Below are 19328 nucleotides of genomic sequence, written 5' to 3'. Positions count from 1 at the left end.
GAGGGACGGAAACCAGGCTCGGGGCGCCGGAGCGCAAACGAAACAGGCCGAACCAGACGGGTTGACCCCACCTATATGGGCGCTCCGGGCGCCCGGCGCAACCCGCTCAGGTCAATCGCAGCCGCGACGGGATGGGCAGCCCGAGATGCAACGGCACCTGCCAGACCTCCCGCACGGTCCGCAGCCGGCCGAAGCCGGTGGCCAGGTAATTGGGCAGGGCCCGCGGATGGTCGGCGGTGCAGGTGTTCACGGTCAGCGCCCGCGTCCCCTGCGCCCAGCCATCCTCCACCGCCTGGCGGAGGAAGGCGCGGCCGAGACCGGTGCCCACCGCATGCGGCATCAGCCCGAAATAGGAGAGGTTGACCAGCGGCCGGTTCCGTCGGTCCAGCTCGTAGAAGCCGGCCGGCTCGCCATCGCGGTAGAGGACATGGATGGAGACGGCGGGATCGGCCAGGATCTGGCCGAGCTCCCGGTCGCTCAGCGTCCGCCGCAGCCACCAGACATAGTCGTGCCCGACCGTGTCATAGAGGTAGCGGTAGAAGCCGGTCGTGCAGTGCCCCAGCTCCACCACCCGTGCATCGGGCGGCAGGGCGGGGGCCGGATCGGCGGGGCGCCGGTCCATCCGCAGGAAGGTCACGTCGACGGCGACCGGGACCGTCCGCTCCGCCGCGATACTCATCAGTTGTCGAGGAAGCTGCGGAGCTTCCGGCTCCGGCTCGGATGCTTCAGCTTGCGCAGCGCCTTCGCCTCGATCTGCCGGATGCGCTCGCGGGTCACGTTGAACTGCTGCCCAACCTCCTCCAGCGTGTGGTCGGTGTTCATGCCGATGCCGAAGCGCATACGCAGCACCCGCTCCTCGCGGGGCGTGAGCGAGGAGAGCACCCGCGTCGTCGCCTCGCGCAGGTTGGACTGGATCGCGGCATCCAGCGGAATGATCGCCGCCTTGTCCTCGATGAAGTCGCCAAGATGGCTGTCCTCCTCGTCGCCGATCGGCGTCTCGAGGGAGATCGGCTCCTTGGCGATCTTGAGGACCTTGCGGACCTTCTCCAGCGGCATGCCGAGCTTCTCGGCCAGCTCCTCCGGGGTCGGCTCACGGCCGATCTCGTGCAGCATCTGGCGGCTGGTGCGGACCAGCTTGTTGATCGTCTCGATCATGTGGACCGGGATGCGGATGGTCCGCGCCTGGTCGGCGATGCTGCGCGTGATGGCCTGCCGGATCCACCAGGTCGCGTAGGTGCTGAACTTGTAGCCGCGGCGGTACTCGAACTTATCGACGGCTTTCATCAGGCCGATATTCCCCTCCTGGATCAGGTCGAGGAATTGCAGGCCGCGATTGGTGTATTTCTTGGCGATCGAGATCACCAGGCGCAGATTCGCCTCGATCATCTCCTTCTTCGCCTGGGTCATGTCCCGCTCGCCCCGGCTGACCGTGGCATAGACCCGGCGGAACTCCGCGATCGGCAGGTTGGTGTCGTTGGCGATGGTCGCCATCTGCGACCGCACCGATTCCGCATCGTCGCGCGAGCGGGTGATGAAAGTCTTCCAAGCCTTGCCGGAGAGCTTGCCCAGCCGGTCGAACCAGGCCGGATCGAGCTCGGAGCCGCGCCAGTGCTGGAGGAACTCCTCCCGCTTCACCTTGGCGCCCTCGGCCATCCGCAGCACCTGACCCTCAAGGCTCGTCAGCTTACGGTTGATGAGCTTGAGCTGCTCGACCAGTTCCTCGATCCGGTTATTGTGCAGGTGCACCTTCTGCACCAGCGCCACCAGCTCCTGCCGGGTCTTCTCATAGGTCTTCTCGGAGCGGCTCTGCAGCTCCTCGCCGGCGGTATAGGCCTCCATGCGCTTCGCCTGCAGCTTCTGCAGCCGGGCATAGCCCTGCTCGATCGCCTCGAAGGCCGCTAGCGCCTCCGGCTTCAGCTTCTCCTCGAGGGCGGAGAGCGAGAGGCCGAGCCCCTCCCCTTCCTCGCCTTCCTCGAATTCCTCCTCGGTCTCGGCCGGTGCCGGACCTTCGGGGCTGTCAGCGGCGGCGGTCGCCTCCAGGTCGATCACGTCGCGCAGCAGCATCTTCCCGCCGCGGACGGCCTCATGCCAGGCGATGATCGCCTTGAAGGTCTGCGGGCTCTCGCAGAGCCCGCCGATCATCATGTCGCGGCCGGCCTCGATTCGCTTGGCGATCGCGATCTCGCCCTCGCGCGAGAGCAGCTCGACGCTGCCCATCTCGCGGAGATACATCCGGACGGGGTCGTCGGTGCGGCCGAGGCTTTCCTCGTCGACGTTGCCGCCGCCCTCCTCGTCCTCCTTCTCCTCCTTGTCCTCAGCGGCGGGCTTGGCCACCGGCGCGGCCTCGCCATCCTCGCCATCCTCGGACTCGACCACGTTGATGCCGATCTCGCTCAGCATCGCCATGGTGTCCTCGATCATCTCGGAGGAGACCTGATCGGAGGGAAGAGCGGCATTCAGCTCGTCATAGGTGACGTAGCCCCGCTCCTTGCCGCGGGCGATCAGCTTCTTGACCGCGGCCGTCATCGTGTCGAGGAGAACACCCTCCACGACCTCGTCGCGCGTCTCGACCGTATCCGTACCACCTGCGGCCTTGCTCGCCATGCCTGCGCTCCATGCCTGCAACGGGCGGCCCGGCTGGACGGGCGCCCGTGCGACTAACCTCTAACCTATGGTGCCCGGTTGGGCGGTCTCGTCGGCCTCGCCGCCGCGCAGCGCGTTCAGCGCTTCCTGCAAGCGGATAAGGCGTTGCTGCGCGAGCGGATCATTGGTTTCCACCAGCACCCTCTGCGCCTCGGCCCGATCCTCGATCAATTCGGCCTCGCCCCGCAGCAGGCCGAAGAAATGCCACCAGCCATCCATCGCATCCTTCGGCTGGGCCTCGGGTTGCGCGGCCTGGGACAATCCGGCGGACCTGGTGGCCCAGGCCAGGACGGACTCCAGCCCACGCTCTCGCAGGTGGTCCATCAAGGCCGTCGAGTCAAGAAGATCGGCGCCAGGAAGCCAAGCCAACAGCGCATGCCGCAGCAGCACTGCATCACCCTCCGGCAGGTCGAGCGTGGCGAAAGGCTCCTCAACCTCGGGCAGCAGCATGGGGTGGCGGAGAAGGATGGCGAGGAGGTTGCGCGCGCGTTCCAGCCGGACCGAAGCGGGATCGATTGCTATGCGTTGCAGGCCGGCGATGCTGACCAGCTCCCCCGGCCGGCCGCGCGGGGTCCAGGCCGGGCGCGGCCCGGCGGGGCGTGCGCCGCCCCCGCCCCCGCGTGGCGGCCGGCCCTCGACGAAGAAGCGGTCGAGCAGGACCCGGCGATATTCGCTCGCCAATGCCTTGTCGGGGATGCCGCGCGCCGCCGCCTCCAGCCGGTGGCGGAAGGCGGCGCGCTGCTCGGGCGTCACGGGCGGCGGGCTGCCGGCCAGGAGGTCATAGAGCGCGGCCGAGAGCGGCTTCGCCGCGTCCAGCACCGCCTGGAAGGCCGCCGGCCCACCCTTCGCCACCAGCGTGTCGGGATCCTCGCCGCCGGTCAGCATGGCGATGCGCAGGCTCTGCTCCGGCGCCAGCAGCGGCAGCGCCAGCTCTGCCGTCTTGGCCGCCGCCCGGGCGCCGGCGGCATCGCCATCGAAGCAGAGCACCGGCTCGGGCGAGACCCCCCACAGCGCCTCCAGCTGCTCGGCTGTCAGCGCCGTCCCCAGCGGCGCGACCGCACCGGCGAAGCCCGCCTGGTGCAGCGCGATAACATCCATATAGCCCTCGACCACCAGCACCGGCGCGCCGCGGAAGGCGCCCTCCCTCGCCAGGTCGAGGCCATAGAGGTTGCGCCGCTTGTGGAAGAGGTCGGTCTCCGGCCCGTTGACATATTTCGGCTGGCCATCGCCCAGGATGCGGCCGCCGAAGCTGATGGTGCGGCCGCGCCGGTCGCGGATCGGGAAGATCACCCGGTTGAAAAAGAGATCGACCAGCCCCGCCTCCGGTCGGTCCGGGTCGCGCGGCTTCATCAGCCCGGCGGCGACGAGCTGGTCGGGCGTGATCCCCTCGGCCTTCAGATCGGCGGCGAGCGCGCCCCGCCCCTCCCCAGACCAGCCGAGGCCGAACCGGGCGATGGTCGCATCCGTCAGCCCACGACGGCGGAGATAGTCGAGCGCCGGCCGCCCCTCGGGCAGCATCAGGCGGCGGCGGAAGGCGGCCTCGGCGGCGGCCAGCACGCCATAGAGGTCGCGCGCCCGCCGCTCCCGCTCGGCCGCCTGCGGAGTCGGCTTCGGCACCTCCAGCCCTGCCTCGCCCGCCAATCGCTCCACCGCTTCGGGGAAGGAGGCACCCTCGGCCCGCATCAGGAAGGTGATGGCATCCCCATGCGCGCCGCAGCCGAAGCAGTGGAAATGGTCGTCATAGACGTAGAAGGAGGGCGTCTTCTCGTTGTGGAAGGGGCAGCAGCCCTTCCACTGCCGGCCGTTGCGGGCCAGCCGCGTCTTCCGCCCGATCAGCCCCGGCAGGGGCGTCCGCGCGCGCAGCTCGTCGAGGAATGCAGGAGGGAGTGCCATCGGGGGCAGCGAGTGTAGCGCGCCAGGCGCGCCGCCGCACCCGCTAGGCTGGCTGCAGGCTTTCGATCTGAACGCAATTCCGCCCGGCCGCCTTGGCGGCATAGAGCGCCCGGTCGGCCCGCGCCACCAGGCTCCCGGCACCCTCCCCAGGCCAGGAGGCGGCGACGCCGAGGCTGATGGTGACCACGCCCGGCGGTTCCGGCCGCGCCGGATGCGGCAGCAGCAGCACCTGCACCGCGCAGCGGATGCGCTCCGCCACCGCGGCGGCCTCGGCGCCCGAGACCCCGGGCAGTAGCACAGCGAATTCCTCGCCGCCGATGCGGGCGACGAGGTCCAGCCCTTCCCGCACCTGGCTCCGCACGGCGCGGGCGATCAGGCGCAGGCATTCGTCGCCCTGCGGATGGCCGCAGCTGTCGTTCAGGCGCTTGAAGTGGTCGATATCCAGCATCACCAGGGCCGGCCGCTCCGGCGCGGCGGGGTCCAGCGCCCGATCGAGGGCGGCATCGAAGCCACGGCGATTGGCGACGCCGGTCAGCGGATCGGTCTCGGCCAGGGCGTGCAGCCGGTGGTTGGCGCGGGCCAGGGCGCGGCGTTGCGCCTCCTCCTGCCGGCGCAGCAGGAACAGCCGGCGCTGGTCACGCTCTGCCCCCATCCGGGCGCGCAGGCCGAGCGGCAGGGCGAGCGCGGTGAAGACCAGGAGGTCCCAGCACTCCCGCAGAGAAGGATTGTCGGAGAGCAGGGTGCTGGCAACCAGGACGGCATAGCCACCCAGCACCGCGACCAGGCTGGCCCGCAGGCGCAGCGGCACCACCAGCAGCATGGTCATCAGCGAAAGGCAGCGGCCATGACATAGCGGTTGGCATAGGCCTCGCTCGCCCACCAGCCGACCAGGGCGGCGCAGCCCAGCACGATGATGGCGGCAAGGCCGAACACCACCTCCCGCACCCGCCCGGCCGGCAGGCGCGGGAGCCAATGAGCCGCGAGCAGGGCCGCCGAAAGACCGAGCACTCCCTGCAGGCCTAGGGCAGCCAATAAGGTATCCCGCCCTGAAAGCGGCGCCGCCCAGGCCATGAGCGCGCCGAGCCCGGCGGTGAGGATCAGCCAGTTGCGGGTGATGCGCAGCCAGACGCGTTCGCCCTCGGCCAGGAAGCGCGCCTCGAGCGACGGGTCGAAGCTGGGACAGTGCCAGGGGATTTCGGCTGTTTCCGGTGGCACCGGCTCCGGCGCGTGGGGATCGACCGCGGCGGATTCGGCTGGTCTGACGTCATGCCCTTGCATGGGGGGGAGATAGGTCCTCCCCGTCCCGGTCCGCAACCTCCAATCGAGGTATCGTGTGGTTTCTCAACCACCGAGCGTGGCCTTCACCAGCGGCCCGGCCTTGGCCATGTCGAGCGAGGCGGCATGGCGCGCCTTCAGCGCCGCCATCACCTTGCCCATATCCTTAATCGAGGCGGCGCCGGTCTCCGCCACCGCGGCCTGGACCGCGGCCTGCATCGCTGCCTGGTCCATCTGCTGGGGCAGGAAGGACTCGACCACCGCGATCTCCGCCTCCTCCTTCTCGGCGAGTTCGGGGCGGTTGCCCTGGCGGTAGAGCTCGACGCTCTCACGCCGGCTCTTCGCCATGCCGCGGAGCATGGCGGTGATCTGATCGTCCGGCACCTTGTCCACGCCCGAAGGCCGGGCGGCGATGTCCACATCCTTCAGCTTGGCCAGGATCATGCGGAGGGTGGAGGTGCGGGCGGTATCCTTCGCGAGCATGGAGGCTTTCAGCGCCTCAGTGAAGCGGCTGCGCAGGTCCTCGGCCATGGTGAACTCCGGAAATTTGGGAAATCTCTTCCCAATCTGATGGAACGGACTGGATGTGGGAAATAGTTTCCCATATTCTCAGCCCATGCGGACGGTCGACGACATTATCGCCCTGCTCGGTGGCCAGGAAGCCGCCGCAGCACGTTGCGGCATCGGGACCGAGGCGGTCCGCAAATGGCGGCAGGCCCGCGCCATCCCGCCACGCCATTGGCCCGCCATCCTGGCTGCCACCGGCCTTGCCCTGGCCGATATGCCGGGCGCCCCCGAATCCCGTGCGGAGACGACCATGCCCGACCCCGATACCGTCCCTGACGGCGCGACCGCCTGCCTCGTGCTCGGCGATGGCAGCGTCTTCTGGGGCCGCGGCTTCGGTGCCCATACCGCCGCGGGCGCCGCGCCGGTGGCCGAGATCTGCTTCAACACCGGCATGACGGGCTATCAGGAAACGCTGACCGACCCTTCCTATGCCGGGCAGATCATCACCTTCACCTTCCCCCATATCGGCAATGTCGGCGCCAATCCCGAGGATATCGAAGCGGTGACGCCGGCCGCGCGCGGTCTGGTGGTGAAGCAGGACCTGACCGAGCCGGCCAATTACCGCGCCACGCGGCACCTGGACGACTGGCTGAAATCCTTCGGCATCCCGGGCATCGCAGGCGTCGATACAAGGGCGCTGACCATCCGCATCCGCGACGGCGGGCCGCCGAATGGCGTGCTCTGCTTCCCCGCCGATGGCCGCTTCGACCTGCCGGCGCTCCGCGCCCAGGCCGCCGCCTGGCCGGGGCTGGAGGGGATGGACCTGGCGAAGGAGGTGTCCTGCCGCCAGTCCTACCATTGGGACGAGACCACCTGGGCCTGGCCCGAGGGCTTCGGCCGGCAGACGGCGCCGAAGCACAAGGTGGTCGCGGTGGATTACGGGGCGAAGCGCAACATCCTCCGCTGCCTCGCCTCGGCCGGGCTCGATGTGATGGTGGTGCCGGCGACCGCGACCGCCGAGGAGATCCTGCGGCATCAGCCGGATGGCGTCTTCCTCTCGAACGGCCCCGGCGACCCGGCCGCAACCGGCGAATACGCAGTGCCGGCCATCCAGGGCGTGCTGGAGAAGCGCGTGCCGGTCTTCGGCATCTGCCTCGGCCATCAGCTGCTCGGCCTGGCGCTGGGCGGGAAGACCTACAAGCTGGATCGTGGGCATCGCGGCGCCAACCAGCCGGTGAAGGACCTCGCCACCGGCCGGGTCGAGATCACCAGCCAGAACCACGGCTTCGCCGTCGATGACACGTCGCTGCCGGAGACGGTGAAGGTCACGCACATCTCCCTTTTCGACCAGTCGAATGAGGGGCTGATGGCGACGGATCGCCCGGCATTCTCGGTGCAGTATCATCCGGAAGCATCGCCGGGGCCGACGGACAGCCACTACCTGTTCCATCGCTTCGTCGAGCTGATCGAGAAGCACAAGGGAGGGGCATAATGTTCGACCTGAAGGGGCGCGTCGGCCTCGTCACCGGCGGCAATGGCGGCATCGGGCTCGGCTTCGCCCGCGGCCTCGCCAGGTCCGGGGCGAGCGTCATGGTCGCCGGCCGCAATGCCGAGAAGAACGCGGCCGCCGTCGCCGAGCTGCGCGCGCTGGGCGCCGAGGCCGATGCGGTGGTGGTGGACGTGACCGATGCCGCGAGCATCGAGGCCATGGTGACGGCGACGGCCGAGCGCTTCGGCGGGCTCGACATCCTGGTCAACAATGCCGGGACCAATATCCGCAACCGGCCCGAGGTCTATGCCGAGGCCGACTGGCATGCGGTGATCGACACCAACCTGACCAGCGCCTATCTCGCCTCCAAGGCGGCCTATCCGCATCTGAAGGCCGGCGGGCATGGGCGGGTGATCAACAACGGCTCCATGCTGTCGATCTTCGGCCTGCCCTTCCACATCGCCTATGCAGCGTCGAAGGGCGGCGTGGTGCAGTTCACCAAGTCGCTCGCCGTCGCCTGGGCGGCGGATGGGATCACGGTGAATGCCGTGCTGCCGGGCTGGATCGACACCGAGCTGACGCGCAAGGCCCGCAAGGACATGCCGGGGCTCAACGACAACGTCCTGGCGCGGACGCCGAAGGGCCGCTGGGGCGGGCCGGAGGATTTCGAGGGCATCGCGGCCTTCCTCGGCAGCGATGCAAGCAGCTTCATCACCGGCGTCGCCATTCCGGTGGATGGCGGATTCTCGGTTCAGGGCTGAGCCATGCCGGGCGCGGATACCCTTCTGGTCTTCGCTGCCCTCTCGCTCGGCCTCGCGGTGACACCGGGGCCGAACATGCTCTATCTCGTCTCGCGTTCCCTGGCGCAGGGGACGAGGGCCGGCATGGTGTCGCTGGCCGGCTGCCAGGTCGGGTCGCTCGCCATCATGCTCTGCGCGGCGGCGGGGATCACGGCGGCGCTGCTCGCCATCCCTTATGCCTGGGACGTGCTGCGGCTCGGTGGCGCGGCCTATTTGCTGTACCTGGCCTGGCAAAGCGTCCGGCCGGGCGGCCAGCCGGTCTTCGCGCCCCGGCCGATGCCGCGGGAGCCTGGCGCGCGGCTTTTCGCGGTGGGTTTCGCCACCGCGGCGCTCAATCCGAAGGTCGCACTCTTCTATATGGCGGTGCTGCCGCCCTTCCTCGACCCGGCACGTGGGGACACCTTCCACCAGGCCGCGGTGCTGGGGGCTGAGCAGATCGCCATCTGCACCCTATTCGATGCGCTGCTGGTCTTCGGTGCCTCGGGCGTCGCGCGCTTCCTCGGCACGCGGCCGGGCTGGATGGCGGCGCAGCGCTGGATGCTCGGCGCCGCGCTTGGCCTGCTGGCGGTGAAGCTGGCGAGCGAAGGCCGCCGGGCATGACCCTGCTCTTCATCGGCCTGCTCGCCCTGTCCTGGACCGGGCTGAGCCTTGCGGTGCTCGCCATCGTGCTGCGGCGCATCGGCACGGCACGGCAGGCGGCGTGGCGGGCCTTCGGGATCGGCCTCGTCGTCAACACCATCTCCGCCTGGTATGCGGCGCCGGGCGAGCCGATCGCGGCCGTGATCCTGATCGTGCTCTGCCATCTGCTGCTGCTGCCAGCCCTGCTGCTGGCAGCGCGACGGGAGGAGATGCGGTGACGCGCCTCCTCCCCCTGCTCGGCCTCACGGGTTGTGCGGTGAACCCGACGTACGAACAGCTCCACGCGCAGTGCGAGGCGGAGCGGACCCGGCGCGGCATCCGACGATTGCTGCCGCCCGAGACCCGCGACCGCCCCGAATGCACGGCCCCTGCGGCCCAGAACTGACCGGACCCCGACCTATGCCGAAACGCACCGATATCCAGTCCATCCTCATCCTCGGCGCCGGCCCGATCGTCATCGGCCAGGCGGCGGAGTTCGACTATTCGGGGGCCCAGGCCTGCAAGGCGCTGCGCGCCGAGGGCTATCGGGTCATCCTGGTGAACTCCAACCCGGCAACGATCATGACCGATCCGGGGCTAGCGGATGCCACCTATATCGAGCCGATCACGGTGGAGATGGTCGAGAAGATCATCGCCAAGGAACGGCCGGATGCGCTGCTGCCGACCATGGGCGGGCAGACCGCGCTCAACACCTCCCTCAAGCTGGCCGAGGCCGGCGTCCTCGAGAAATACGGCTGCGAGCTGATCGGGGCGAAGGCCGAGGTCATCGACAAGGCCGAGGACCGGCTGAAATTCCGCGATGCCATGACCAAGATCGGCATCGAGAGCCCGCGTTCGGCCATCGCCCATACGATGGAGGAGGCCCGGGCGGCGCTCGACCTCGTCAAGCTGCCCTGCGTCATCCGCCCATCCTTCACCCTCGGCGGGACGGGCGGCGGCATCGCCTACAACAAGGAGGAATTCGAGCAGATCGTGGCCGCCGGCCTCGATGCCTCGATGACCAATGAGGTGCTGGTCGAGGAGAGCGTCCTCGGCTGGAAGGAGTTCGAGATGGAGGTGGTCCGCGACAAGGCGGACAACTGCATCATCATCTGCTCCATCGAGAACCTGGACGCGATGGGCGTGCATACGGGCGACAGCGTGACCATCGCCCCGGCGCTGACCCTGACCGACAAGGAATACCAGCGGATGCGCGATGCCAGCATCGCCTGCCTCCGCGAGATCGGCGTCGATACCGGCGGCTCCAACGTGCAGTTCGGTATCAACCCGGTCGATGGCCGCATGGTGGTCATCGAGATGAACCCGCGCGTCAGCCGCTCCTCGGCGCTCGCCTCCAAGGCGACGGGCTTCCCGATCGCCAAGGTCGCGGCGAAGCTCGCCGTCGGCTACACGCTGGATGAGTTGACGAACGACATCACCATGGTGACGCCGGCGAGCTTCGAGCCGACGATCGACTATGTGGTGGTGAAAATCCCGCGCTTCACCTTCGAGAAATTCCCCGGCACCCCGGCCACGCTCACCACCAGCATGAAATCGGTCGGCGAGGCGATGGCGATCGGCCGCAGCTTCGCCGAGGCCCTGCAGAAGGGCCTCCGCAGCCTGGAGACCGGCCTCTCCGGCCTTGATGAGATCGCGGCGCCCGGCGATGGCAGCGCCCAGGCCTTCCATGCGGCGCTGGCCACGCCGCGGCCGGATCGGATCGTCATGGCCGCCCAGGCGATGCGCGCCGGCGTGCCGCTGGCCGAAATCGCGGAAGCCAGCAAATTCGATCCCTGGTTCCTGCGAGAGGTCGAGAAGATCGTCGCCGCCGAGCGGGAGGTCCAGGCCCACGGCCTGCCCAAGACCGCGACCGGCTTCCGGTCGCTGAAGGCGCTCGGCTTCTCCGACCGACGGCTCGGCCAGCTCGCCAGGATGTCGGAAGCGGCGGTGGAGGCGGCGCGGCTCGGCCTCGGCGTCACCCCGGTCTTCAAGCGGATCGACACCTGCGCCGCCGAATTCGCCTCCGATACTCCTTATATGTACTCCACCTATGAGGGCGGCTTCGGCACCCCGCAATGCGAGAGCCGGCCGACGGACCGGCAGAAGGTGGTCATCCTCGGCGGCGGGCCGAACCGCATCGGCCAGGGGATCGAGTTCGACTATTGCTGCGTCCATGCCTGCTACGCGCTGAAGGATGCGGGCTTCGAGACCATCATGGTCAACTGCAACCCGGAGACGGTCTCGACCGACTACGACACTTCCGACCGGCTCTATTTCGAGCCGCTGACGGGGGAGGACGTTCTCTCCCTGCTGCGGAAGGAGCAGGAGCGCGGCACGCTGCTCGGCTGCATCGTCCAGTATGGCGGGCAGACGCCGCTGAAGCTGAGCCAGGCACTGCACAAGGCGGGCATCCCGATCCTTGGGACCAGCGCGGAGGCGATCGACATCGCCGAGGACCGCGAGCGGTTCCAGCATCTGCTGAAGGGCCTCGGACTGCGCCAGCCGCAGAACGGCACGGCGCGGACGCTGGAGGAGGCCGCGCGCGAGGCCGAGCGGATCGGCTACCCCGTCGTCGTCCGGCCGAGCTATGTGCTCGGCGGTCGGGCGATGGAGATCGCCTGGAACCGCGAGCAGCTCCTGCGCTTCGGCCAGGAGGCGGTGAAGGTCTCGGGCGAGAACCCGATCCTGATCGACCAGTATCTGGCCGACGCGATCGAGGTGGATGTGGACTGCATCGCCGATGCCGACGGCACGGTCTATGTCGCCGGTGTCATGGAGCATATCGAGGAGGCGGGCATCCATTCGGGCGACAGCGCCTGTTCCCTGCCGCCCTATTCGCTGCCGCCCGCCATCGTGACCGAGCTGAAGGCCGAGACCGAGGCGATGGCGAAGGCCCTGAAGGTGAAGGGCCTGATGAACGTCCAGTATGCGGTGAAGGACGGCGAGATCTTCGTGCTCGAGGTCAATCCCCGCGCCTCCCGCACCGTGCCCTTCGTCGCCAAGGCGACCGGCGTGCCGGTGGCCAAGATCGGCGCCCTGGTCATGGCCGGGCAGCGCTTGGGCGAATTCGACCTCGACGATGCGGCGATCAGCCGGCATGTCGCGGTGAAGGAGGCGGTCTTCCCCTTCAACCGCTTCCCGCAGGTGGATGTCATCCTCGGGCCGGAGATGAAGTCCACCGGCGAGGTGATGGGTCTCGATGCCTCCTTCGAACGGGCCTTCGCCAAGTCGCAGCTCGGCGCCGGGGTGAAGCTGCCGGCCACGGGCACCGCCTTCCTCTCGGTCAAGGAGAGCGACAAGAGCGCGGCGGTGGTGCTGGCCCGGCGCCTGTCCGACATGGGCTTCGCCCTGCTGGCGACGCGTGGCACCGCGGCGCGGATCCGCGAGGCGGGGCTGCCCTGCCAGCTGGTGAACAAGGTGCTGGAAGGCCGGCCGCACTGCGTGGATGCGATCAAGTCGGGCGACATCCAGCTGGTGATCAACACCACCGGCGGCGGGCAGAGCGTGGCGGACAGCTTCGACATCCGCCGCTCGGCCCTGACCAATGGCGTGCCGCACTACACCACTGCGGCGGGCGCCCGGGCGGCGGTGCATGCCATCGCGGCGCTCCGGGCCGGCACCCTTGATGTGGCCCCCCTCCAGTCCTACTTTACCCGTTCCTTTTAGGGCCGGTTGCGGGCTTGGAACTGCAACCGGCCATCCGTGTTTGTTCTCGCCACCCCGTGCCGCGGTCGTAAGGTTGACCCGGCCGGCTTGGCGTTTTTTGGTCGCTTTGGCGGCGGCGGACCGCGCACACTCCGCCTCGACAGGTGCTTAGGGAAGGGCTGGCCGTGCAGAAGTTCCCCATGACCGCGGAAGGTCTGGCGAAGCTGGAAGAAGAGCTGAAGGTGCTGAAGGGCGAGGAACGCCCTGCGGTCATTCGCGCGATCGCCGAAGCCCGGGCGCATGGCGACCTGTCCGAGAATGCCGAATACCACGCCGCCCGCGAGCGCCAGTCCTTCATCGAGGGCCGCATCGCCGAGCTCGAGACCATCATCCCCGCGGCCGAGGTGATCGACGTCTCCAAGCTCTCCGGCGACCAGGTGAAATTCGGTGCCCGCGTCACCGTCGTCGATGAGGAGACGGAGGAGAAGAAGACCTATCGCATCGTCGGCGCCTATGAGGCCGACATGAAGGTCAACTCCATCTCCATCTCCTCCCCGCTGGCCAAGGCGCTGATCGGCAAGAAGGTCGGCGACAGCGTCGAGGTGCCGGCGCCGGGCGGCGCCCGCGCCTATGAGATCACCGCCGTCGCCTTCCGCTGATCCTGGCGGATGCCCCAGTACCAGGTCGGACTGGCCGATGTCCGGGCCGCGGCCGCGCGCATCCGCGATGCGGTCCGGCATACCCCGACGATCGAGGCTGACGCGGTTTCGCGCGCGACCGGCGCGCGGGTCTTCCTCAAGCTTGACAACCTCCAGGCGACCGGCGCCTTCAAGGAACGGGGTGCTGCCAACCGCATCGCCCTGCTGACGGCACGCGAAAGGGCCGTGGGCGTCATCGCCATGTCGGCGGGCAACCATGCCCAGGCGGTGGCGCGGCATGCCTCGCTGGCGGGGATCGCGGCGACCATCGTCATGCCCCGCTTCACCCCCTCCACCAAGGTGGTGCGGACGGAAAGCTGGGGCGCGCGTGTCGTCCTGCATGGCGAAACCCTGGCCGAGGCGGCGGCGCATGCGCATGCGCTCGCGCTGAACGAAGGCCTGACCTTCATCCACCCCTATGACGATCCGGGCGTGATCGCCGGCCAGGGCACCCTCGCGCTCGAGATGCTGGAGGATGCGCCGGCGATCGAAATCGCGGTCTTCCCGGTCGGTGGCGGCGGCATGCTGGCCGGCTGCGCCGGGGCGCTGCGCGAGTTGCGGCCCGAGATGCAGGTCTTCGGGGTCGAGGTCGAGGGCTATCCGGCCATGGCGCAGCGCCTGGCCGGGCGGCCCGTCTCGGTCGGCGGACCGACCATCGCCGAGGGCATCGCCGTGCGCGATGTCGGGGAGTTGCCCTATAGGCAGCTCCGCCGCCTCGGCATCGAAGTGCTGGTGGTGCCGGAACGGGCCGTGGAACAGGCGATCGCCCTGCTGGCCGAAGGTGCGAAGCAGGTGGCCGAGGGCGCCGGCGCGGCCGGGGTGGCGGCGGTGCTGGCGCATCCGGCGCGCTTCGCCGGGCGGGTGGTTGGCACCGTGCTCTGCGGCGGCAATATCGATGCGCGCATCCTGGCCAATGTCCTGCTGCGCAATCTGCTGCGGGACGGGCGGATCCTGCGCCTCCATCTCGATATCCCGGACCGGCCGGGGGTGCTGGCAGATATCACCACCCGGGTCGCGGCCATCGGCGGCAATGTCATCGAGGTCTCGCATCGCCGGCTCTTCGCGGCGCCGAGCGTGCAGACGGCCGAGCTGGAGCTGATGATCGAGGTCCGCGACACCGTCCAGGGTGATGCCATCGTCGCCGCCCTGGAAGCCGCTCATTACGTGGTCCAGCGCGGCTGAGGCCATCAACCTTCACGGGCACCGTTCAGGTGTCCTGCAATTTTTTGGCGAATTCTGGCGGAGATGTTATAAAGAGAAATCTGGATAACACGCCGGAAGGTCCATCCGCAGACGAATGTTCTGCCGAAATTGGGGCCCGCGGCTGCTGGCCAGTACCGCAGCATCAGCCTCAGCGGCTGCACCGCCGAATATACCAAGGCGGGCCTCGGCGCCTGGTTTGAGAACCGGCATCTCTGGCGCGTCTCCCTGCCATCGCTGATGTCCCTGGCCCATGCGGCGGAGATCGCCGTGCCGGGCTATCCAAAGGCGGAGCACCTCCTCGCCCGGGCAATGCGGAAGACGACGCGGGCCCTGCTGCGCGATGCCGAGTACGATCTGATCCTGGTCGATTTCGCCGGCGATCACCTGCGGGATAGTGGAACTGGCCCGGCATGCGGCGCGGCACCGGCGCTGGGCGCGGGCGGAACGCCTCTACCGGCTGGTGCTGCGGCTATGCCCCGGCCAGCCGAAGCTCTGGGTCCAGCTCGGCCATATGCTGAAGGAACAGGGGGCGATGGCGGCGGCGCTCGGTGCTTATCGCATGGCGGAACGCCTGGCACCCGGCGAGGGCGATGCGGTCCGCCACATGGCGGCGGTGCTGGAACGCCTCCTGCTCAAGGTGTGACCGGCACCCCGGTCTCGTCCTTCGAGGTGCGGATCGTCTGCAAGGTCTGCACCCGGGCCACAGCCTCCACCGCCGTCAGGCGGGAGGTGAGCGCATTCTCATGCGCCGTGTCGCGTGCCACCAGCCGCAGCAGGAAGTCGCCGCCGCCGCGGATCATGTGGCATTCCCGGACCTCCGGCCAGTCATGCACCATCCGCTCGAAGGATTGCAGGACTGCCTCCTTCTGGCTCTCCAGCCCGACCAGGGCGAAGAAGGTGATCTCATAGCCGAGCGCCACGGGGTCGAGATCGGCATGGTAGCCGCGGATCACCCCCTCTTCCTCCAGCCGGCGCACGCGGCGCAGACAGGGCGGGGCCGAGAGGCCGACCCGCCGGGCCAGCTCCACATTCGTCATCCGGCCATCCGACTGCAGCTCGGACAGGATCTGCCGGTCCACCTCATCGAGGGAGGGGTCTGTCTCTAGCGTCATGCTCTCGCGATTCATTGCCGTGCGCCCGCGTCCCGCGCAATATCATTGCACAGGGCCGGGGCTGCAAGGCATGCCGGCCACCCAAAGGAAGTTGAGCTTGTTCCGCCGGCCCCGGCACCGAATATGCTCAGCAACGCATCGACTGCCGGGAAACCACACCGTGTCCAATACGCACCGCACGCGTCTCCTCATCCTCGGCGCCGGCCCTGCCGGCTATACTGCCGCCATCTATGCCGCGCGGGCAGGGCTGAAGCCGCTGGTGGTGGCCGGGATGCAGCCGGGCGGCCAGCTCACCATCACGACCGAGGTCGAGAATTATCCGGGCTTCGCCGAGCCCATCCAGGGCCCCTGGCTCATGGACCAGTTCAAGGCCCAGGCCGAGCATGTGGGCGCCAGCATCCTCCAGGACACGATCACCCGCATCGACCTCGCCGCCCGCCCGATTCGCGCCGAGGGCGATTCGGGCGACATCTACCTGGCCGAGTCGCTGGTCATCGCCACCGGCGCTCAGGCGCGCTGGCTCGGCATCCCTGGGGAGCAGGCGCTCTCGGGCTTCGGCGTCTCGGCCTGCGCCACCTGCGACGGCTTCTTCTTCCGCGGCAAGGAGGTCGCGGTCATCGGCGGCGGCAATACGGCGGTGGAGGAGGCGCTCTACCTTTCGAACCTGGCGAAACATGTCACCCTGGTGCATCGCCGCGACGGACTGCGGGCCGAGCGGATCCTCCAGGAGCGGCTCTTCGCCAAATCCAACGTCACCATGCTCTGGGATACGGTGGTGGAGGAGGTTCTCGGGACCGAAGGCGGCCGGTTCCGCGCCGTCCGCGGCATCGCCACCCGCAATGCCCGCACCGGCGAGCGGGGGGAGTTGGCGGTGGATGGCGTCTTCGTCGCCATCGGGCATGACCCGGCGACCGCGCTGTTCCGCGGCCAGCTCGGGATGGATGGGGAAGGCTATATCGTGACCGAGCCGGGCAGCACCCGCACCAGCATCCCCGGCGTCTTCGCCGCCGGCGACGTCCAGGATCGCATCTACCGCCAGGCAGTCACCGCCGCCGGTACCGGCTGCATGGCGGCGCTGGAGGCCGAAAAATGGCTGGCGCACCTGCCCGAGGACGCCCCCGCCATCGAAGCCTGGAGCTGAGATGCCGCTGGACTGGGACAAGCTGCGGGTCTTCCACGCGGTCGCCGAGGCAGGCTCCTTCACCCATGCGGGGGAGACGCTGAACCTCAGCCAATCCGCCGTGTCCCGCCAGATCCAGGCGCTGGAGGAGGCCCTCTCGGTCCCCCTCTTCCACCGCCACGCCCGCGGCCTGATCCTGACCGAGCCGGGCGAGACGCTGAACCGCACGGTGCGGGAGGTTTTCGCCAAGCTGGCGATGACCGAGGCCCTGCTGACCGAAAGCCGGGAACGCCCGGCCGGGCGGCTGAAGGTGACCTGCACCACCGGCTTCGGCAGCACCTGGCTGGCGCCCCGCCTCTCGCGCTTCCTCGAGCTCTATCCGGATGTCCTGGTCACCCTGCTGCTCGACGACAGCGACCTGGACCTGGCGATGCGGGAGGCCGATGTGGCGATCCGCATGCACCCGCCGCGGCAGCCGGACCTGATCCAGCGGCACCTCGCCAGCTTCGGCTGGCGGGTCTGCGCCGCGCCCGGCTACCTGAAGGGCGCTGGCGTGCCGCAGCGGGCCGAGGAGCTGGATGCCCACCGCATCATCTGCTGGGGCGACCACCGCCCGCCGATCGATGAGGTGAACTGGCTGACCGAGGCCGGCCGCCGCCCCGGCGCCGCCCGCCGAGCGACGGTCGAGGTGAACAGCCTGACCGGCATGCTGCGGGCGGTGCAGAGCGGCCTCGGCCTCGCCGCCCTGCCCGACTACATGGGCGCCGAGCTGGACGGTCTGCTCCAGATCCTGCCGGAGCTGAAGGCACCCAGGCTGGATGCCTATTTCGTCTATCCGGAGGAGATGCGGCATTCCAAGCGGGTCTCGGTTTTCCGGGACTTCCTGGTGGCCGAACTGGCCGGACATTGACCTCATGCAATGTGCGCATGGGTGCCGGCCGATTTCACCAATGCTGCATGGCGACATGAGGCGTAGGCTTTGGTCATTCCGGCTTTCGGGTCGGAAAGGGGTCCGGTTCTTGCCGGGCTCCTTCGTCTCCCAGACGTGAAGCCTCCCTGTTGACTTGGCCGCCGCCCGAAAGGGTCGGCGGCTTTCTTTTTGGGCGGAAGATGGGATGCCGGAGGCCTTTGCCGATCAGATCCGCCGGTTCGATGCCTTCGGCGCGCCGAGCCTCGCGCTGGAGGAAGGCGGCATCCCCTATCTGGTCAACGAGTTCTGGACCTCCGCCCAGCGCCAGGCGCACAGCATCCACGAGATCAGCTACCGCGCCTGCTTCAAGCCGCAGCTTCCAGCCTTCTTCATCACCCGCCTGACCGAACCGGGCGATTGGGTCTTCGACCCTTTCATGGGCCGCGGCACCACGCCGGTCGAAGCGGCGCTGCTGAGGCGCCGCCCGGCCGGGAGCGACGTGAATCCCCTCAGCCTGGTGCTGACCCGCCCCCGGCTCCGCCCGGTGCCGGCCGAAAGGGTGGCGGAGGCACTTGCCGCCATTAATTGGCGGAAGGATGCGATCGAGGCACCGGAGTTGTTGGCCTTCTACAGCGAGGCGACGCTCCGCCGCCTCTCCGCGCTGCGCCGCTGGCTGCTGCGCCATGCCCCGATCGGGAGCGAGCCAGACCCGACGCTGGACTGGATTCGCATGGTGGCGCTGAACCGGCTGACCGGGCATTCGGCCGGCTTCTTCTCGGTCTATTCCCTGCCGCCCAACCAGGCGGTCTCGGTCCGCTCCCAGCTCCGGATCAATGCCGCGCGCGGCCAGACCCCGCCGGACCGCGATGTCGCCGCGATCATCCTGAAGAAGACCCGTAGCCTGCTGTCCGATGGGATGCCGCCGGCCGCGCCCGAGTACCGGCTCTCGACCGCGCCGGCCGATGCGGTGCCGGTCATCCCGGATGGCTCGGTCGCCCTCGTCGTTACATCGCCGCCCTTCCTCGATATCGTCCAATATGCCGAGGATAACTGGCTGCGCTGCTGGTTCGCCGGGATCGATGGCGCCGGCGTGGCGATCGCTCGCCACCGGACGGAAGCCGCATGGCAGGCCATGGTACGCGACTGCCTGGCGGAGATGGCCCGCATCCTCCGCCCCGGCGGCCATGTTGCCTTCGAGGTCGGCGAGGTCCGCCGCGGCAGCGTCTTGCTGGAGCGACTGGTCTGGGAAGCGGCGGACGGCCTGCCCTTCCGCCGCCTCTTCGTCATGGTCAACCGGCAGGCTTTCACCAAGACGGCCAATTGCTGGGGTGTCCGCAACAACAGCGGCGGCACCAACACCAACCGCATCATCCTGCTGCAGCGCGCGAAAACGTGAGCACTTGACAGGGCAACCC

Annotated in this window: 18 protein-coding genes; 11 read left to right on the top strand and 7 right to left on the bottom strand. The window is 68.9% G+C overall.

Going from position 1 to position 19328, the window contains the following annotated elements; genetic code table 11:
- Positions 1-106: 106 nt before the first annotated feature.
- The 6 genes from JMJ55_RS00880 to JMJ55_RS00855 form a co-directional block, all read right to left on the bottom strand.
- Positions 107-679 carry a GNAT family N-acetyltransferase gene (locus JMJ55_RS00880; protein ID WP_202823603.1) on the bottom strand — a complete coding sequence of 191 codons (573 nt, stop codon included), beginning with the start codon at positions 677-679 and terminating at the stop codon, positions 107-109.
- Complete coding sequence (rpoD, locus tag JMJ55_RS00875; protein ID WP_202823602.1) at positions 679-2604, bottom strand: RNA polymerase sigma factor RpoD; 1926 nt, start codon at positions 2602-2604, stop codon at positions 679-681. The genes JMJ55_RS00880 and rpoD overlap by 1 nt, the downstream gene beginning before the upstream one ends.
- A 60-nt stretch (positions 2605-2664) precedes the next feature.
- A complete protein-coding gene (dnaG, locus tag JMJ55_RS00870) occupies positions 2665-4536 on the bottom strand; it encodes a DNA primase (RefSeq protein WP_202823601.1) in 1872 nt (623 codons plus the stop codon).
- Positions 4537-4579: 43 nt separating this feature from the next.
- Positions 4580-5362, bottom strand: coding sequence for a GGDEF domain-containing protein (locus JMJ55_RS00865; protein WP_202823600.1), 783 nt, complete (start codon positions 5360-5362; stop codon positions 4580-4582).
- Complete coding sequence (locus JMJ55_RS00860) at positions 5362-5814, bottom strand: hypothetical protein (protein WP_202823599.1); 453 nt, start codon at positions 5812-5814, stop codon at positions 5362-5364. The genes JMJ55_RS00865 and JMJ55_RS00860 overlap by 1 nt, the downstream gene beginning before the upstream one ends.
- A 63-nt stretch (positions 5815-5877) precedes the next feature.
- On the bottom strand, positions 5878-6342 hold the full coding sequence (locus tag JMJ55_RS00855) for a GatB/YqeY domain-containing protein (RefSeq protein ID WP_202823598.1): 465 nt from the start codon (positions 6340-6342) through the stop codon (positions 5878-5880).
- An 85-nt stretch (positions 6343-6427) separates the two neighbouring features.
- Between JMJ55_RS00855 and carA the strand changes: the two genes are divergently transcribed.
- From carA to JMJ55_RS00815, 8 genes are all read left to right on the top strand, one after another.
- Entirely contained in the window at positions 6428-7810 is a 1383-nt protein-coding gene (carA, locus tag JMJ55_RS00850) for a glutamine-hydrolyzing carbamoyl-phosphate synthase small subunit (protein ID WP_202823597.1), read from the top strand.
- Positions 7810-8568 (top strand): SDR family NAD(P)-dependent oxidoreductase, encoded by a 759-nt coding sequence (locus JMJ55_RS00845; RefSeq protein WP_202823596.1) that lies wholly within the window; start codon positions 7810-7812, stop codon positions 8566-8568. Before carA ends, JMJ55_RS00845 begins: the two co-directional genes overlap by 1 nt.
- A 3-nt stretch (positions 8569-8571) precedes the next feature.
- Positions 8572-9207, top strand: coding sequence for a LysE family translocator (locus tag JMJ55_RS00840; RefSeq protein ID WP_202823595.1), 636 nt, complete (start codon positions 8572-8574; stop codon positions 9205-9207).
- Positions 9204-9464, top strand: coding sequence for a hypothetical protein (locus tag JMJ55_RS00835; protein WP_202823594.1), 261 nt, complete (start codon positions 9204-9206; stop codon positions 9462-9464). Before JMJ55_RS00840 ends, JMJ55_RS00835 begins: the two co-directional genes overlap by 4 nt.
- Before the next feature lie 181 nt (positions 9465-9645).
- Entirely contained in the window at positions 9646-12891 is a 3246-nt protein-coding gene (gene carB, locus JMJ55_RS00830; RefSeq protein WP_202823593.1) for a carbamoyl-phosphate synthase large subunit, read from the top strand.
- A gap of 164 nt (positions 12892-13055) precedes the next feature.
- A complete protein-coding gene (greA, locus tag JMJ55_RS00825) occupies positions 13056-13529 on the top strand; it encodes a transcription elongation factor GreA (RefSeq protein ID WP_202823592.1) in 474 nt (157 codons plus the stop codon).
- Between the two features lie 9 nt (positions 13530-13538).
- Positions 13539-14750, top strand: coding sequence for a threonine ammonia-lyase (locus tag JMJ55_RS00820; protein WP_202823591.1), 1212 nt, complete (start codon positions 13539-13541; stop codon positions 14748-14750).
- 415 nt (positions 14751-15165) lie between these two features.
- Positions 15166-15414, top strand: a complete 249-nt coding sequence (locus JMJ55_RS00815; RefSeq protein WP_202823590.1) for a tetratricopeptide repeat protein — start codon at positions 15166-15168, stop codon at positions 15412-15414.
- Here the strand turns inward: JMJ55_RS00815 and JMJ55_RS00810 are convergent.
- Positions 15404-15883, bottom strand: a complete 480-nt coding sequence (locus JMJ55_RS00810; protein ID WP_202823589.1) for an Lrp/AsnC family transcriptional regulator — start codon at positions 15881-15883, stop codon at positions 15404-15406. The two genes, JMJ55_RS00815 and JMJ55_RS00810, sit on opposite strands and share 11 nt — an antisense overlap.
- 160 nt (positions 15884-16043) lie before the next feature.
- Between JMJ55_RS00810 and trxB the strand changes: the two genes are divergently transcribed.
- The 3 genes from trxB to JMJ55_RS00795 all read left to right on the top strand — a co-directional run bounded on the left by trxB (position 16044) and on the right by JMJ55_RS00795 (position 19309).
- Positions 16044-17024: a thioredoxin-disulfide reductase gene (gene trxB / locus JMJ55_RS00805; protein WP_328702550.1), complete on the top strand. Its 981-nt coding sequence runs from the start codon at positions 16044-16046 to the stop codon at positions 17022-17024.
- 1 nt (position 17025) lies between these two features.
- Complete coding sequence (locus tag JMJ55_RS00800) at positions 17026-17913, top strand: LysR family transcriptional regulator (RefSeq protein WP_202823587.1); 888 nt, start codon at positions 17026-17028, stop codon at positions 17911-17913.
- A 205-nt stretch (positions 17914-18118) separates the two neighbouring features.
- On the top strand, positions 18119-19309 hold the full coding sequence (locus tag JMJ55_RS00795; protein ID WP_202823586.1) for a DNA methyltransferase: 1191 nt from the start codon (positions 18119-18121) through the stop codon (positions 19307-19309).
- Positions 19310-19328: the final 19 nt, after the last annotated feature.

It is taken from the genome of Belnapia mucosa, from assembly GCF_016775475.1.
GTDB classification, from domain to species: domain Bacteria; phylum Pseudomonadota; class Alphaproteobacteria; order Acetobacterales; family Acetobacteraceae; genus Belnapia; species Belnapia mucosa.
Note: the sequence above shows the minus strand (reverse complement) of the source record. Positions and strands in the feature narration are given on the sequence as shown.

Bases quoted from the DNA above. Each gene is read 5' to 3' on its own strand.
- JMJ55_RS00880 (WP_202823603.1), bottom strand. From the start codon at position 679: ATGAGTATCGCGGCGGAGCGGACGGTCCCGGTCGCCGTCGACGTGACC.
- rpoD (WP_202823602.1), bottom strand. From the start codon at position 2,604: ATGGCGAGCAAGGCCGCAGGTGGTACGGATACGGTCGAGACGCGCGAC.
- dnaG (WP_202823601.1), bottom strand. From the start codon at position 4,536: ATGGCACTCCCTCCTGCATTCCTCGACGAGCTGCGCGCGCGGACGCCC.
- JMJ55_RS00865 (WP_202823600.1), bottom strand. From the start codon at position 5,362: ATGACCATGCTGCTGGTGGTGCCGCTGCGCCTGCGGGCCAGCCTGGTC.
- JMJ55_RS00860 (WP_202823599.1), bottom strand. From the start codon at position 5,814: ATGCAAGGGCATGACGTCAGACCAGCCGAATCCGCCGCGGTCGATCCC.
- JMJ55_RS00855 (WP_202823598.1), bottom strand. From the start codon at position 6,342: ATGGCCGAGGACCTGCGCAGCCGCTTCACTGAGGCGCTGAAAGCCTCC.
- carA (WP_202823597.1), top strand. From the start codon at position 6,428: ATGCGGACGGTCGACGACATTATCGCCCTGCTCGGTGGCCAGGAAGCC.
- JMJ55_RS00845 (WP_202823596.1), top strand. From the start codon at position 7,810: ATGTTCGACCTGAAGGGGCGCGTCGGCCTCGTCACCGGCGGCAATGGC.
- JMJ55_RS00840 (WP_202823595.1), top strand. From the start codon at position 8,572: ATGCCGGGCGCGGATACCCTTCTGGTCTTCGCTGCCCTCTCGCTCGGC.
- JMJ55_RS00835 (WP_202823594.1), top strand. From the start codon at position 9,204: ATGACCCTGCTCTTCATCGGCCTGCTCGCCCTGTCCTGGACCGGGCTG.
- carB (WP_202823593.1), top strand. From the start codon at position 9,646: ATGCCGAAACGCACCGATATCCAGTCCATCCTCATCCTCGGCGCCGGC.
- JMJ55_RS00820 (WP_202823591.1), top strand. From the start codon at position 13,539: ATGCCCCAGTACCAGGTCGGACTGGCCGATGTCCGGGCCGCGGCCGCG.
- JMJ55_RS00810 (WP_202823589.1), bottom strand. From the start codon at position 15,883: ATGACGCTAGAGACAGACCCCTCCCTCGATGAGGTGGACCGGCAGATC.
- JMJ55_RS00800 (WP_202823587.1), top strand. From the start codon at position 17,026: ATGCCGCTGGACTGGGACAAGCTGCGGGTCTTCCACGCGGTCGCCGAG.
- JMJ55_RS00795 (WP_202823586.1), top strand. From the start codon at position 18,119: ATGCCGGAGGCCTTTGCCGATCAGATCCGCCGGTTCGATGCCTTCGGC.